At 40.5% G+C, this 15,466-nt stretch carries 11 protein-coding genes and 4 tRNA genes; 7 read left to right on the forward strand and 8 right to left on the reverse strand.

Annotated features, from left to right (window positions below; translation table 11 throughout):
• Positions 1-12 precede the first annotated feature (12 nt).
• The 7 genes from ACPPVU_RS24625 to ACPPVU_RS24655 form a co-directional block, all read right to left on the reverse strand.
• Positions 13-573, reverse strand: coding sequence for a carboxymuconolactone decarboxylase family protein (locus ACPPVU_RS24625; RefSeq protein ID WP_426669389.1), 561 nt, complete (start codon positions 571-573; stop codon positions 13-15).
• Positions 574-593: 20 nt separating this feature from the next.
• Entirely contained in the window at positions 594-2,060 is a 1,467-nt protein-coding gene (locus ACPPVU_RS24630; protein ID WP_426669390.1) for an alpha/beta hydrolase-fold protein, read from the reverse strand.
• Positions 2,061-2,081: 21 nt separating this feature from the next.
• Positions 2,082-3,383, reverse strand: a complete 1,302-nt coding sequence (locus ACPPVU_RS24635; protein WP_426669391.1) for a RagB/SusD family nutrient uptake outer membrane protein — start codon at positions 3,381-3,383, stop codon at positions 2,082-2,084.
• Positions 3,384-3,401: 18 nt separating this feature from the next.
• Positions 3,402-6,335: a SusC/RagA family TonB-linked outer membrane protein gene (locus ACPPVU_RS24640; protein ID WP_426669392.1), complete on the reverse strand. Its 2,934-nt coding sequence runs from the start codon at positions 6,333-6,335 to the stop codon at positions 3,402-3,404.
• A gap of 51 nt (positions 6,336-6,386) precedes the next feature.
• Positions 6,387-6,968, reverse strand: coding sequence for a carboxymuconolactone decarboxylase family protein (locus ACPPVU_RS24645; RefSeq protein ID WP_426669393.1), 582 nt, complete (start codon positions 6,966-6,968; stop codon positions 6,387-6,389).
• Between the two features lie 253 nt (positions 6,969-7,221).
• Complete coding sequence (locus ACPPVU_RS24650) at positions 7,222-7,782, reverse strand: hypothetical protein (protein WP_426669394.1); 561 nt, start codon at positions 7,780-7,782, stop codon at positions 7,222-7,224.
• A 302-nt stretch (positions 7,783-8,084) separates the two neighbouring features.
• The gene (locus tag ACPPVU_RS24655; RefSeq protein ID WP_426669395.1) at positions 8,085-9,332 is read right to left on the reverse strand and encodes an alkaline phosphatase family protein; all 1,248 of its coding nucleotides are present in this window, start codon (positions 9,330-9,332) and stop codon (positions 8,085-8,087) included.
• 257 nt (positions 9,333-9,589) lie between these two features.
• Here ACPPVU_RS24655 and ACPPVU_RS24660 point away from each other — a divergent pair, with 257 nt between their 5' ends.
• From ACPPVU_RS24660 to ACPPVU_RS24690, 7 genes are all read left to right on the forward strand, one after another.
• Positions 9,590-10,054: a DoxX family protein gene (locus ACPPVU_RS24660; RefSeq protein WP_426669396.1), complete on the forward strand. Its 465-nt coding sequence runs from the start codon at positions 9,590-9,592 to the stop codon at positions 10,052-10,054.
• A gap of 403 nt (positions 10,055-10,457) precedes the next feature.
• Positions 10,458-12,680, forward strand: a complete 2,223-nt coding sequence (locus ACPPVU_RS24665; RefSeq protein WP_426669397.1) for a DUF5916 domain-containing protein — start codon at positions 10,458-10,460, stop codon at positions 12,678-12,680.
• Positions 12,681-12,876: 196 nt separating this feature from the next.
• Complete coding sequence (locus tag ACPPVU_RS24670; protein ID WP_426669398.1) at positions 12,877-13,455, forward strand: DUF6252 family protein; 579 nt, start codon at positions 12,877-12,879, stop codon at positions 13,453-13,455.
• A gap of 181 nt (positions 13,456-13,636) precedes the next feature.
• Positions 13,637-13,716, forward strand: a tRNA-OTHER gene (locus ACPPVU_RS24675).
• A gap of 59 nt (positions 13,717-13,775) precedes the next feature.
• Positions 13,776-13,848 (forward strand) — tRNA-Ile (locus ACPPVU_RS24680).
• Between the two features lie 16 nt (positions 13,849-13,864).
• Positions 13,865-13,937, forward strand: a tRNA-Phe gene (locus ACPPVU_RS24685).
• A gap of 8 nt (positions 13,938-13,945) precedes the next feature.
• Positions 13,946-14,017: transfer RNA gene (locus ACPPVU_RS24690), tRNA-Cys, on the forward strand.
• Between the two features lie 188 nt (positions 14,018-14,205).
• On the opposite strand, the gene ACPPVU_RS24695 is transcribed toward ACPPVU_RS24690, so the two are convergent.
• Positions 14,206-15,408 (reverse strand): SMI1/KNR4 family protein, encoded by a 1,203-nt coding sequence (locus tag ACPPVU_RS24695; RefSeq protein WP_426669399.1) that lies wholly within the window; start codon positions 15,406-15,408, stop codon positions 14,206-14,208.
• Positions 15,409-15,466 lie beyond the last annotated feature (58 nt).

The raw sequence follows: 15,466 nt of genomic DNA on the forward strand, positions 1-15,466 counted from the left end.
AATTAAGATTTTCTATTTTTTCAAATGATCATAGCCCTGCGGCAAACGTGAATAACCATGGTTTACCAGGCGCTCCGCAAGCATCGTGAAATAGCTATCATTATCAGGCATAGCTGTTGCCATACCATCAACATAACGATTATAGAGGCTGAATAAAGCAGCTATTAAAACGGTGTCGTGTATCTCGATGTCAGTGGCACCTTCCGCTTTGGCTTTTGCTATATTTTCTGGTGTTACCAGCTTTCCGCTTTTACCTGTGAGGGCCGCAATTGTCAGCAATGCCTTCATTTTTTCGCTTACCGGTGCTGTGGAAATATCAGCTTTCACCATTTCGGAGGTCGCATGCTCACCTAACAGCATATCAACAGCAGCAGTATGGGCGGCAGTGCAAAATTTACACTGATTGCCATGCGATACAACACTGGCTATCAGTTCCCGCTCCGCTTCTGTAAGTGTTGACGGTCCGCGTAATAAAATTTGAGTAAGAACACGTATGGGTTCGCCTGTATCCTTTCTGTATTCAAGCAGTCCCGTTATACCGGGTAAGTGGGATTCAAGTTCGATATGTGGCATAATAATGTAAGTTATAGTTTTTAATTTTTAATTCCCGACTCATTATATTTCTGCTGCAAAAACTGGTATCCACTCGTTCTATATTCCGGCGTGGATACCGTAAAATGATCGCCGGGATAATATCCGAAAACAAATCCGGCATCTATCTTCTTCATCTCATTATCCAGTAAATGCACCGGGTAATTCAATAAAAAGTTATCCTGTTCACCGACGGACACCCTTATTTTCCCTTGCAGATCGGGTTTTAACTGCTCCCAGTTGGTTCTTACATAAAGTGAAATATCATAGTTTTTCCAATGCTCAACTGTTACCGGATCAATGTCCCCTGTCGTCTCATTAATCAAGCTGCGGGGTGTGCCGTCACCATTTTTTGTACTGAACACGAAATTGAAAGAATGCATCTGCTCGCCGCGCCATATCACATGCTCCATGTCATACATATTTTTCATCATTATCCACGGGAAACGACCTGCAATGGTGCCTGCCAATCTTAACGTGCTGTCTTTCGCATAAAACATATTTTTATCCTGATACAGATCGATCTGCTGAAAGCTCCTGAAATCAACAGGATCAGGGGAACTTGACCAGCAGGCCATAAACACTTTAGGGTAGTGCGTTTGTAACCATAATACGGTCCACCCACCACTGCTATGGCCCGTGAGTAAGCGGGCAGCATTTGTGCGGTATGTTTTTTCTACTAAGGGAATAAGTTCTTTCGTAAGTGCATCTCCCCAGGGGCCGTTATTATCGCTGTTTGCATACACCGAATGTCCGCCGGGACAATTGCCATCAAGATAAACCCGGATACAAGGTGTGGTATCTATGGGTGCACTTTTATCGTTCCTTCCTGAATATGCATGGTAATCTCCCCCGTATCCCGAGATCCAGTATAGAACCGGGAATTTTCTTGTAGGTTGAGTAAAATATTCCTTCGGCAACAGTACCGCCGCATTGACAGAAGTGGGCCTTTTATAAAAGGTAGTCAGCAATTCTGAAGGTGATTTCAGTTCTTTTATGAATTGGGTTTCAACAAAAGGCCGTTCTTTAATTACTTGCTTACATACGATATCAAAAGACTGACTGGTGTTCTTTGTCAGCTTTACCACTATTGACTCATTGCAGATATTGCCTGGGCTATCACCGATGGAACGGCCTCCTTCGTTTCTGTCCCATACCACCTGAGCATGGTATTCTCCCCTTTCTATATCAGAAAGAACAGTGGGATAAAACGTAGCGGCATCATCAAACACTACTTTTTCATTGGGCTTCACATTTTTTACGGTAATGGAAAAACATGGAAATTTGTATACCCCCACCATTTCGTCCTTCGGACTCTTAGAATCTTTGGAGAGATATAAAAATACCTTGCCCGAAAAATTTGCTCCTGATGCATCAGGCGTAAAACTAGCGGCAATCTTTTGGCCGATAGCCTGTAAGGAACAGGCTGTCACAAAACCAAGTAAAAGAATTTTTTTATAGCTGATCATAAAGCTGATTTTAAGAATGATTTATTGTTCTGTTACAGGTAAAGGGAATAATGACCACACATCGTCTCCAGTCCTATCAATAGGTAAGGTATTTAACAGGTTATACCTCCGTAAATCAACCCAGCGATGGCCTTCAAAAAACAGGGAATATCTTCTCTGATTAAGCATCTCGGTAATTAAAGCAGGCTGTGTAACCGCGCCTGTATAACTTCCCAACCCATGACCGTTTCTAATCACATTTATCGCTTTAATCCCTTCAGGTAAATTATTAAGCTGAATATTAGCTTCAGCATAAATCAGGATCAATTCCTCGTTCCTGATAATGCCTATCGGAGCAGTGCTGGAGGTGTATAGCCAAATATCGCGGTCGCTGCTTAACCCGCTAAGCGCTGCCGGTGATGTACGAAGGCTGGTTTTATCGATCCTATCATCGCCTGCTGCTATCTGTGCAGCGAAAGACGGGTGCGCTACCCTCACTTCACCAGTTTGATTTTGAGGAATAAACACCGGGTTCAACTGGTCGCCGGAGCCTGTTCCAAAAACATGATAAATGCCGATATTAAAATTACGGTTCAACCCAAAAAAGGATGCGTTCAGATCATCCAGAGCTGTCTGCCAGTTTTTTTGATATACGCTTACTCTTGCAGCAAGTGCCCGGTTAAATTGCGTTAACCCTGCTGCATCACTGAAGCCAACAAATCCTGCTAAAGGAAATGAAACAGAGGCCCCGGCAAAATCATTTTTTGCGGAATCCAGCAAAGAAGTAATTGCTGCTAAGCCGGCATCATAAGTCACAAAAGGACTCAGGTGATTTGGATCTGCAACATTAACTCTTATACCGTTTGAATAAGTAAGATTAAGGTTGAGTAAAAGTTGGTAGGCCTTAATAGTTCGGGCAAGGCCAATATACCCTTTCTTCTGCGCATCATTTATATGTGTAGAATTGGTAGCAGCCTGAATAAGGATATTACAGTTTTTTACTACCCTGTACTTTGCTGCCCACGGAAAGGTAATATAGAAATTGCTTCCGTTTAGCGTAGCGTCATTGGCCCCAAGCAAGTCTAAAACATAACGTGGCTCTGAGCCCGAAAAACGATAGGTCTCTCTTCCGATAATACTCACATCATCAAGGTAAAAATTAAGAGAATTTCTCATGCCTGATTCTGTACCACTCACCAGGTTATTTAATTCACTCTGCGAAGCATTACTTGATAAGTCTTCGACCGTTGCATTGTTTAAATTGCCATAATCCTTTTTACACGCTGTAAAAAACAAGATAATAGCGAGAAACAGGATGCTATGTTTTTTGATATATTTTTGCATAATGATTGTTCTTTAAAATTAAAAACTTAATGAAATATGGAAGGCTGCCTGTTTGCTTGAAGGATACGGATCTATATCAATACCAGATGAGAAGCCTGTTCCAAAATTGGATACCTCAGGATCATAACCTTTATATTTGGTTATAGTGAAATAATTATGGAGAGACACCCCAACATTTATTGATTTTATATAGGAAACGGGCGGTCTGTTAAATGTATAGTATAAGCCTATCTCGCGGAAACGCAAATAAGTAGATGTTTCTACTGTTTGATGTGCATCTGAACCAACCTGCATTAATTGAGTGACACCATAAGGCAACCCGGATGGAGTAGGTTTATCGTAATCTGCACTTGTACTTCCAAATACATTTTGAAGAGTTGTTACGTTAACATTCTGTCCCCCATATTTCCAGTGCAGCAAAAAGCGCAAACTTAGTTTTTTAAAGAAAGTAACCTCATTATAAGTATTCATCTGGAATGTTGGCTCTGTATCACCCAGTGGACCCACTCCATGTCCGTTAAGCCCAACAATTTGTGTTGCTGATCTTCCCTGCTCTATTTGGAAAGTACCAAGTAATACACCACCAACCGAACCCAGCTGTACAGGCGGTACTATAAGTTTCGTTACGTTGGAACGGTTAAGCCAGAAACTTACAGTAGTATTCCATACCACGTCTTTTGACTCAATAGGCCGTGCATTCATACCTAATTCGACACCATGGTTAGTCAGGTTTCCTGCATTAACCCATTGCTGCGCAAATCCGGATGAAGGTGGTGGTGTTGTCAGTAAAAGAAAATCGGAAATATTTTTCTGGTAATAAGTCAGTTCAAACCCCAGTCTTCCCTTAAGTAAACTAAAGTCAACCCCAGTTTCAAACTCGCCCTGTCTTTCAGGTTTAATATCAGCCTGGCCTTCCTGTGTGTTTACCAATAATCCAGGGAATCCGGCAATGTTTGATACTCCTAACGAAGTAAATTTGCTTCCATAAGCAGGGACATTATTCGCCTGCCCATAAGCCGCGCGCAGTTTTATGCTTTCAAAAAGGCCTTCTTTCACTATACCCATGTCAGTAAGATTCCACGAAATGCCCGCCTTAGGATAAAGATAATATTTTGAAACATCACCGTTATTGCTCGACCTGTCAAAACGTAGACCGCCTGTTAAGGTAATGGCATTAATGATATTTGCTTCTTCCTGTATAAATATACCTCCGTTAAGGTATTTGGTACGTAATTGTGTTGCGGTTAAAGCTCCGGCCTGGTCTACATTAGACTGGCCCGAAATAACCTGTGTAGCTACATCCAATAGGTTATTATAATCGCCGGTTTCCTGGGTAATACCGGCTGATGATGTCAGCGACAATTTATCCGATGGTGTAAATGTATTTACCAGTGAAAAAATATAGTTGGTGTTCAGGTTTTTGGTAGACCCTTGTATGGATTCGCCTTTATTTACAGCTTCGAACTGTAATACACTCGGGAACAAAACGCTGGTTTGAAGGTTATAAAAATCAAATCCCCCTCTTCCGATAAATTTTGTATTGCTCCTGTTGCTTTTTTGTAATACCACCTCAAGATTAGCGCCCATTATAAACCTGTTTACAGATTCATTATTTTGCATCAGGGCAATTGTCTGTAGAGGGTTAGAAGCAGCAAAAGGGTTATTAGGATAATTTCCGTCTGCGTCAGGGTGCAATTGCGCAAAATCCGGTGTTGACGAAAGCGCTATGCCAGTAGTAACACCTGCATTATCATTACCAAATAAACCCCTGTCTGCGGATGAATTTATATAGTTGGAACTCACACCTAATTTAATATTATCTGAAATTTTGTGATCCAAATTCAACCGAACACTGGTATTGTTGTATCCTGTGCGATCAACGATACCCCCCTCATCCTTTCGTGCTACGGAAAAATAAAATCCTGTTTTCTCACCTCCGCCGCTCATACTTAATACAGTATTCGTTGTAAGTGGGGTGTGATCATATATTTCTTTTTCATAATCATATATCTGCCCTTTAGATTGTGCCGCAAGAAATTGATTAGTCAGCGTTGCTGAGTCACCTGGTAAGGTAGCTGCAGTTTGCGCGGTGAATTGTCTCACACCCAATAATTTTATTGGTTTTAAAAATCCAACGTCCTGGGATAGCGTAACATTTGTTCTCCCTTGTTTACCTCTTTTGGTGGTAATAATTATTACACCGCCTGCGGCCTTAGAGCCATATATAGCAGCAGCAGATGCCCCTTTTAGTATTTCAATATTATCAATGTCCTCAGCTCTGATATCCGCGATACGGCTTGATGGATTGTCCTGATTAGATGTTGCCCCTGTAGTTCCGGCCTGTGTTACTGCATTCAGCCCGCCTGAGGTGGCGGTGTTATCTACAAAAACACCATCTACAACATATAAGGGCTGTGTATTACCGTATACAGAAGTCACTCCTCTTAATTTTACAGAAACACCGCCACCAGGTGAGCCTGTATTGGCATTGATATTGGCACCCGGGATTTTGCCTTCAAGAGCAGCATCAAATGTTTGTGCAGGCGCGGTTCCACTTAGTTCTTTGGAACCAATTACAGCAACAGAATTTGCCAGGTTCTTTCTTTTAACAGATGTAGATAAGCCAGTCACGATTACTTCATCGAGCCTGGAAACATCTTCCGCTAGTTTTATCTGCAGGTTGGTTAATCCTGAAACACTAATTATTTGTGTTTTATAGCCTATAGCGCTGACGATCACAACAGCATTTTCCGGGATGCTTATTGTAAATTTTCCATTTATGTCAGAAGCTACTGCCTGTGACGAATTCTTCACTACTATGGTTGCGCCCGGAACCGGGATATTATCACCAGCGGTAACCGTACCACTAAGTGTTTTATTTTGCGCAAAAAGTGAAACAGGAATTATGGTTATCAATACCCATATTATAATAAAAAGTAATCTATTTCTCATTATGTTGATTTTGGTTGAAAGATTTTAATTGTTATTGAAGAAGCATTCCCATTATTTTATTTCTTTGTTTTCAGGAACAGGTTGCCTATTTGAAAAAATGTGATTGCCATACCCTTTCTCAGCAATTTGCTGCGCCCTTAAAGGATAGGAAGAAAGGTCACTAGGCGTATTGGATGCAAGCCCATCAACATAGCGGTTAAACATGCAGAAAGCAGCAGCGATAAGTACCGTGTCATGTATATCCCTATCGGTTGCGCCAAGTTCTTTAGCAGCCTCTATTTGCTGCGTGGTCACAAATTTTCCGCCCTTTTGCACGCTTGCTGCAATGGATAATAAAGCTTTTAACTTATCTGAGATCTCTGCATGAGCATAATCCTTTTTTACCTGTTCTACCAGGTCCGTATTTCCACCAAGATAACAAACAGCTATAGCGCCATGCGATTGCTGACAATAAAAGCAATCATTTAAATAGGAAACATGGGTGGCGATCAACTCTCTGTCGGCCATGCTTAAACCTTCGTTTGAACGTAATAGTAAATTTGCCAATTCACCCATTGGTGCGGCTGTTGCAGGGCAAAAAGCCATTAAAGACCTTATGCCGGGTAGATTTTCATCTACATTAATGTGGGCCATATTATTAAATTTTTAATAAATAACTGATTCTAAAACCAAAGGCAGCACTTTCACCTTTCAATTACTTGTGCCATTAGATAATTCATTTTTTGTCGGGGTTTATGACTGCTTGTTGACTGATTGCGTGAAGCTTATTAATCTATTTCTTCCCAACCGGGATAGATTAAATGCAATGAATCTGAAATAAGAATTGCTACGCAATTAAACATGAATGCATATAAAGCACCCATGAACATATCTGAACAAAAAATGATTAAGAAAGGATAACTGATCCTTCGGGTGGTTGACCGGAAACGTCAATAGGAGATTTAATAATATCAGAAAAGGCATAATCAGCTGCGGCCTTTTTTATTTGTGCCGGTATCAGTGCCTTACATTGCAGAGAAATATAATTGTATTCGTTTTCGCTGATGCTCTTTTTTGTTAATGGCAGATGCGATTTTTTATTCATCGGAATATCATTTACCTGCTTTGCATAAATGATATTCGCATTGACCAATTTTGTACGATCATGATTTGGTATAACAAGCAGATAAAGCGTATCTCTTGTCATTTTTATTTGCGCGTAGTTGTATTTATTATTTTTAAACTGCACCTGCCCGCTGATCGTCTCAAACTCAGTCCAGTCCTGAAGAGTAGGAAGATTAACCGGTATCTTAACCTCAATCAGATCTGAATTTTGGTAACGATTATGATTAATCTGATTAATAATATTGGCGTCTGACCTATCGATCACATATTGAAAAAACAAGCCATATCCCCCTAAATTGAATAGGATGACGAAAAGCATGGCTATTGCAAATATTTTTTTCAAAATAATCTGGTTCAATTAGGTCGAAATAAAAGTATTATAAATATATGGATATTACAAACAGTCAATCAATTATAGTTCCGATATTAAAATGACATGCAATAATATATGACTGCGTGAAGATGTGACTAGGATATACGATAAAGGCCCAGCTGTTACAAGAAGTAGCAAGAAGGTTAACCGTCAGAGGCAGTGCAGCAACAAAAAAACCCTTCAAATGACATCATTTGAAGGGTTTTGCTCAATAATGCTACAAGGTTCTAAACTATCTTTTCGATGCAAATTATCGTTTAATTTTGTTGAGCTTACTGTTTATCTGGAATGATAACCCATCGGTTAATAATATTACTCGGCGCTTCAATACAGACCTTGTAAAAAGACGAAGGCATATCTTTAACTGACACCTGGGCATGCTCATCATTTACCGAAACCTCAGATAATAGCTTATAATCATCCGGCTGGCCTGCTTTAAAATTATTAGTCGCAGCTACCCATATTTTTACTTTGCCTTTTGGATCAAGTGCCTTCCAGGAAATATCTAATGTCCCCTGAACATAGTTAACGTTAGGGACGGCTACAGATACCGCGCCAATTAAGGAAGTGCCATCAATCTCACGCAACTGTTCGGCTGGTATATTAATATTCAAAAACCTGGCAATTGATGGTGTAATATCAATAATACCGGGCGTATAATACCGGCTATAGTTATTGAGCTGGTGATAATTAGTTACCATCCATGTGCTGCGCTGCCGGGCCGATTGCCCGCCATGGTTTTTGCCGGTTTGCTCATCACGTCCATGGTCAGTAGTGATAAATATCAACCAGTCTTCATTAGAATGCTTTTCCCGGTACTGTATTGCTTCCCAAATGCGACCAACCTGGTTATCCATTTTTTCTATAGCATCGTAATATTGCGGGCTGTCACCAAAACGATGTCCCATATCATCGGTAAATTCCAAATAAACCCAGCTCAGATCAGGCGCTTTATCTTTAATACATGCCGCAGCAGAATTAGCGACCTGCTCGTCTATCAGGTGCATATAATTGTCAGCCTTGTCATGCGGGAATTTTGTAGTGTCTAACTCATAACCGTCAAAGACATAGTCAACTTTAAGATTGCCGGTTTGTGATAGCCCTTCGCCAAGTAGCTTGGTGCGGTTATCCGTCCAGCTTGAGAATATTGCCGTTTTCCTGGCGGGATTGGCATTTTTAAGCATACGGAAGATGGTCCGGTAATTATAATCGGGTGCCTTAATATCATTGCCCCAAACATTATGCTTGTTTACCCAGGTGCTTGTTAGCAAACTGTTATATCCATTGGCCGAGATAGTCGGCGTTTGAGAATAGCCGCCTTTTTCACCACCCACATAGGCTCGCAGATATTGGCCCTGTTGGGCAATCAGTTTCAGGTTTGGCGTATTTAGTTTTTCAATTACATCAGCTGGTATGCCATCGGCGATAATAAATACTGCTTTCCTGATCTTGTTTTGTGCGCAAACATTAATAGAAATAAATAATAATTGCAGGAGGAACCATTTTGTAATAATCCGCATATAAATGTTAATTGATAGGCGCAAAAGTATGCCGCGTAAAAAAATGAAGATATTAATAAATTGTTATCTTTATTGAAGGCAGTTTGTCATCGTATACCTCCGTAAACACCGGTAAACATATCTTTCGACTCAAGGGCATAGACAGCAGAGCCTGGTGCAACTGATCATGGCAATTGCAGCGATCAATGTATGGAACAGGATAGCGATATCAACCAATATTATGCCGGCACTGATCTAATTGATTAAATTTAGAGACGATGAACGAGGTTATACAAACCACAGATGATTATACGCTGCTTTTTCTCAGGGTGGTGACGGGTATCATTATTTTCCCTTATGGAATGCAAAAACTATTGGGATGGTTTGATGATTTGGGCGGAGGCGTTGGTATTCGCGAATCATTAAAGCGGATCAAACAAAAAAACATCCCGGTATTCGTTGGCTGGCTGATCATTATCGGTCAATCTTTTGGCAGTATTGCTTTAATATTGGGTTGCATAGGAAGATTCGCCGCTTTAGGGAATTTTATCATTTTTACAGGCGCGCTAATTGTACATTCGCCAGATGGCTGGACGATGAATTGGCTAGGTAAAAAGAAAGGGGAAGGCATTGAATACTTTATATTACTACTGTCCCTGCTGCTAATTATTATTATTAAAGGCAGCGGCGCCTTTTCGGTTGATCTTTGGCTATTGAATAGCATAAAAGCGCCATCTCTCTAAAAATATTGTATTATGGCTGGTAAAACTCTTGATCAGGCGTTCACGTCCACGCCTTGTATTGTCCTAAAAAAAGTTTGGCGGTTACGAGTATACCCTCTTTTGCCTAAACTGCATAATCGCGCCAGATAGAAGAGAAATGATTCTAACATTGTAATCCTTTCAAATAATCTTAGAACGTTTCCCATTCATTTAACGATCACTTTCACACGTTCCAGATTATTAATTCGCGCAAAGGGAGTTTTCCGGTCGCCTTTTCTTTGGGACGATACTAACAAAACACTCTATCTTTATAAATTTGATAAGAAAAAATATGATGACTGTTTGCAAAGTGATGTTTTGCTGACTTTATAGCACAATGCCAATGGCGGCATAGCCCTAGACTACAAACCGATTACCTGTCCTAATGATTAAACTTTACATTCTAATCTTAACATTATTAATCGCATCCCCGGCTTTTTGCCAGGATGCTGATTTTTTTAAACCCAAACCTATACGACGGGAATTGAAGGCTATCAAAATCATTAATAGTTTGAAAATTGACGGGGAACTTAGCGAACCGGAATGGAACTTGACTAAAGGTGCTTCCGATTTTATACAGGTCGAGCCAATGCAGGGAAAGCCATCTCAATTTGTGACCGTTATAAAGGTTCTCTACAATCAGAAATTCCTATATGTCGGCGTTATCTGCAAGGACCCTAAAGGTAAAAAGGCAATTATGGCGACTGATTTTGCCCGTGATTTTGATATATTGAGGCATGACCTGGTCGATCTGGCTTTCGATACATTTAACGATCAACGAAACGCTGTCGTTTTTGCTACCAACGCATATGGCGTACAGCGTGACTTGCTCTCTTTTGATGATATTTATTATGACGTCGACTGGAATGGCTTATGGACTGTAAGAACAACGAGAAGCGATAGTGGCTGGGTTGCGGAAATGGCTATCCCATGGAAAACATTAAGATATCCTAGGAGTATCGATAGCACCCAGAGTTGGGGCTTTAATGCTTATCGTAACAGGCGTCAATCAAACGAAATAAGCGCCTTTTCACCTTATCCGCGAATATTTACAGCAAGTCACATGAATTATGCGGGGATAATCACGAACCTGCAACCGCCCCCACCATCGACTAATATCATAGTCGATCCGTATATGTTGGTATCAAACGACCATTATTCCAATTTTGGCCCAACTCAACCAGCCCATTCATCCAGCCTGAAGTTTGGCGGCGATCTGAAATGGGCTATTAATCCCAATTCCGTGCTCGACTTAACGGCTAATACTGATTTTGCCCAGGCTGATGCCGATCAGGAAGTGAATAACACTACTCGTTTTAATGTTTTTTTCCCTGAAAAACGGCAATTCTTTTTGGAGAACGCCTCCCTTTTTGGAGTGCAAGTCACTGTAAACGGGGATGGTGCGGGGGGATCGATGCACTATCAGCCTTTCAACAGCCGCAATATTGGACTTGACACAAGTGGTAACCCAATCCCAATAGTAGGCGGGGGAAGGTTTGTACATAGGTCTTCATCCTCAAATTATGGGGCGATTGCTATCCGTCAACAGGGGTATGAAGGAGGGCCCGAAACTAATTTTTTTGTGGGTAGATTTTCTCAGAATTTTGGCGGTCAGAGTAGATTAGGAGGAATGGTTTCTCTGAAAGAGCAACCGGGGGCCGCTAATATAGAATCGACATTAGATGGATTTTTTCGCCTTGATGAATCCAATTCGGTCAATGCGATTTTTACGCAATCAACAACGACAAATACAGGCGCGAAAGGCTTCGCCGGAATTGTGCAATATTTCAATAATACAAACAGTCATGAAATATGGTGGACCGAGTCGATAGTTACAAAAAGCTTTGATCCACAAATGGGGTTTGTATCGCGGACCGATGTTATCGCAACTACCCCCGGGATGAATTATTTTTATCGGGGAAAGCTATTACCATTTAAAAGCTTTTTACTTTCCTACGCGCCGGGTATCTTGCCCGAGGTCTATTTTACAAGTTCAACCGGAAAATTTGCGGAAGCCGACCTGCCTTTCTACCCGATATGGTTCAATTTCAAAGATGGTGGCTTCTTCGGATATGGTATTGGATCATACTGGCAGCATCTTACTTCAGCCTTTTCTCCCCTGGATGTAACTATTGCTCCGGGTGATTATCACTATTTTAATCAACAATTATTTCTTCAAACAGACCCTTCAAAAATTATAAACGCTAATATTACTTTATTAACAGGCACCTATTTTAATGGTAAACTGACTACCGGCGACTATAAAATTCAATTCGCGCCCAGTCCACACATTTCATTCCTGGGAGAATTGAATCAAAATTACTTCACCAGGGTTGGCATCGACAATACAACAAAAACAGTTAATTTATTGATACTTCAGACGCGACTGGCACTTAATCCAAGATTGCAATTTACCGGACTTTACCAAAAGAACACCGTAAATAATTCGAATGCTTATAATTTGCGCCTGGCATGGGAGTTTTCGCCACTTAGCTATGTTTACTTTATTTACAATAGGGGGGTGAATAGTCAATTAACCGCACCACAAGCAATTGCGCAAGTAGAAGATCATATTATTTTTAAAGTCAGTTATTTCCAGCAATTTTAAAGAAAGGGGAGAGACTCGAACTCTCACAGGACATTTATCGGATTGTGCTGCAAGGTCACGAGAAGCATTTTCGCATTGCCTTAGTATTCCATCTCCGTAGCATGTATAATACTTAAAAACTAAAGATATTAGCACCGAATTAAACTTTTTGATCGGGGTATAGTCTATTTATAAACCAACAAATTATATTTGACATATGAACCTTATCAAAAAAATACTGCTGGCCGGAGGCTTGGTACTGGCCATTTACGGGTGTAAAAAGGGCCCTTCACCTGATAATTACATTTCTTATAAAGTAGACGGCGTGTACAAATCATTAAAACCAGAAGCTGATTATTTTGATGAAAGTTTGGTACTTGAAGCCGGTAAAATAAACGGCGAGGGTCTATGGATTGTCTTCTATGGATATCCTTATCCCGGCACTTATAGCCTGGCCGATACAACTCTTACTGCGCCTGTTATTTCATATAATTTAGGGGACGATATCTACGATACAATCCTTTCGCGAACGGGAACACTGGTGATCACTTCATATGACGGGAAACACGTAAGTGGTACGTTTGAATTTAAGGGAAGTAACGGAACGAGCGTCAAAACCATTACCGAAGGACAATTTAAAGCGAAAGTTGATCAACTGGGCGACTCCTCTCCATGCAGCATTGATTCTACCTGCTATGTCGATACTACCTATGGTTTCACACCCAGGGGGAAATTGCTTAAACACTTAAAATTGATCAGGGCAGAAAAATCAAACAGCATAAATAAAAATAATTAAAGAAATTCTTGATTTATAAAATAATTATGTATCATTGTGCCATGAAAACAATATCAATACTATGTTTTATACCCCAACTGATTTATCAGAGAGGATAGGCTATGTATTGACTTAACATAAACAAAATACTTAAATCCTCTTAGATAAATCTAAGGGGATTTTTTGTTTTAGGGACATTTTCAGGGTAGTATATCAATTGGTCAGATTATCCGCCAGCTGGCGGAGATGTGGAGGCTCCCGGTTCGAGTCCGGGTTACCCTACTGAAAAAGTTGCAGAAGCAGTTGCGGTAGCAGGCGATTGCCGCTGTATATTTTAAAATGGAAATATAGCTCAATGGTTAGAGCGGCACCCTTATACGGTGATGGTTAAAGGTTCAAGTCCTTTTATTTCCACTATATAATTTGCTTTGGAGAATTAGCAAACATGGTGTATGCGCCGGACTGAAAATCCGGATATCCGGGATCGTTACCCGGGTTCTCCACTATTGACGGTCAGTTGCCCGAGTGGTAAGGGTGTCCTCTGCAAAAGGATTGTTCACAAGTTCGAATCTTGTACTGACCTCATTCTGGCTTTTTGGTTTAGCTTGCCTGATTAATTTGGGAGGGGCGAGGTGTGGAATTTTATAAAGATATATCTTTATAAAAATTGGCGCATTTGCTGTTATGTAACAGCAAGCGTCTCTCCGAGGATTACAAACCGTCGGTTTTTAAGTCCGGGATGGAACATCCAGACTAGCTGGTAGAGAATCTTCATTTACGTACTGAACCCACATACCTCCTGCTAAAAAATACTGCAATTACTATCGCCACAGGAAATATAGCGGGTGGGTCTGTGTAATATAAAATAGCAACGACTGCTGCAACTGTAGCTATCCAAATTAGCAGTATTTGTGCTTTTTTAACAAGTCGTTTTACTTTACCCCCGATCTTTTTGTAAGGGGTCTGATAGGGAATATCCGGTTCTACCTTCTTGCTCTCAAATGTTTTTATTAAATCAGCATTTATACTATCCCAGTTTTTGTAATTATACAGGTTGAATTGTGCATAATTATCCAGGAAGTGCTTCACCTGTTGGTCAAGCCGTTGTCGTGTTCGATCATCCAATTTCCTATCTAAACAATCAAAGTCATCTGTTAAAAAGTACATTTCTATTTTTTCGTACCGGGTAAATTCTGACCGATAAACCATTTTATCCAGTATAACCCTGGCTTTATCAGTGGTTATTTTATTGATAAGTAATTGGGTGTGCACAACGCCCAGAATTACTCTCAGATGCAAAATATCTTCCGGGACATCTATTGAATTTAAGACAGTTAGCAACTCGTTTACATCATGACTAAGAGATATTTCAATAAAAAAATAGTCGGGTTCATCTTCTGTAGAAATAATCCAGTCAGCCCGCTGGACAATCTCCTCCTTTGAGATAACCCCAAGTTTTAGGCCTTCCCGGAAAACTGCTAACAATGGCTTTGTTTTTTCGGGGTCAGTGTTGCCGTAAAGTTTTGCTTTTACTTCATCACGCCATGCATATAAACCTGCTGTTTCAAATACACCGCCTTTTAAAAAACGTACAATAAATTCAGCCAGTGATTTTGTTAATATAATTTTCTCTTTTTCACCATCCACGTTGAAAATAGCATAATCATTAGGATCCTTGGGGTTTACTTCCAGCTCCCACATATCGCTATAAATCATATATTCTGCTATCCACAATTCATTGTCGCCCTTTTTGTGATTTTCCCCTATCTCATCAAGCGGTATCATATTGAATATATCCTCGATTGTTTCAAAACCATCGGTAAAACGGTAAAAGGTCTTGAAATCATCAGGCAAGATAACATCGCATGTGCTTTCAACCTTTTTTATCAACTCCTCGCTTGCTCCGGTATGCAGCGTTAGCCCCAATGGCCCGTTGTATGCTTTAAGTAATTCTATTGATTCGGTTATGGACATGGTAAGGTTTAATTATTTCTTAAGGATACATGCGGTACGCCTGCACTAACTTAGGGCT

This window comes from Mucilaginibacter sp. McL0603, from assembly GCF_049992945.1.
GTDB lineage: Bacteria > Bacteroidota > Bacteroidia > Sphingobacteriales > Sphingobacteriaceae > Mucilaginibacter.

Excerpts from the sequence above, each read along its gene's own strand:
- ACPPVU_RS24625 (WP_426669389.1), bottom strand. The coding sequence starts at position 573 with ATGCCACATATCGAACTTGAATCCCACTTACCCGGTATAACGGGACTG.
- ACPPVU_RS24630 (WP_426669390.1), bottom strand. The coding sequence starts at position 2,060 with ATGATCAGCTATAAAAAAATTCTTTTACTTGGTTTTGTGACAGCCTGT.
- ACPPVU_RS24635 (WP_426669391.1), bottom strand. The coding sequence starts at position 3,383 with ATGCAAAAATATATCAAAAAACATAGCATCCTGTTTCTCGCTATTATC.
- ACPPVU_RS24640 (WP_426669392.1), bottom strand. The coding sequence starts at position 6,335 with ATGAGAAATAGATTACTTTTTATTATAATATGGGTATTGATAACCATA.
- ACPPVU_RS24645 (WP_426669393.1), bottom strand. The coding sequence starts at position 6,968 with ATGGCCCACATTAATGTAGATGAAAATCTACCCGGCATAAGGTCTTTA.
- ACPPVU_RS24655 (WP_426669395.1), bottom strand. The coding sequence starts at position 9,332 with ATGCGGATTATTACAAAATGGTTCCTCCTGCAATTATTATTTATTTCT.
- ACPPVU_RS24660 (WP_426669396.1), top strand. The coding sequence starts at position 9,590 with ATGAACGAGGTTATACAAACCACAGATGATTATACGCTGCTTTTTCTC.
- ACPPVU_RS24665 (WP_426669397.1), top strand. The coding sequence starts at position 10,458 with ATGATTAAACTTTACATTCTAATCTTAACATTATTAATCGCATCCCCG.
- ACPPVU_RS24670 (WP_426669398.1), top strand. The coding sequence starts at position 12,877 with ATGAACCTTATCAAAAAAATACTGCTGGCCGGAGGCTTGGTACTGGCC.
- ACPPVU_RS24695 (WP_426669399.1), bottom strand. The coding sequence starts at position 15,408 with ATGTCCATAACCGAATCAATAGAATTACTTAAAGCATACAACGGGCCA.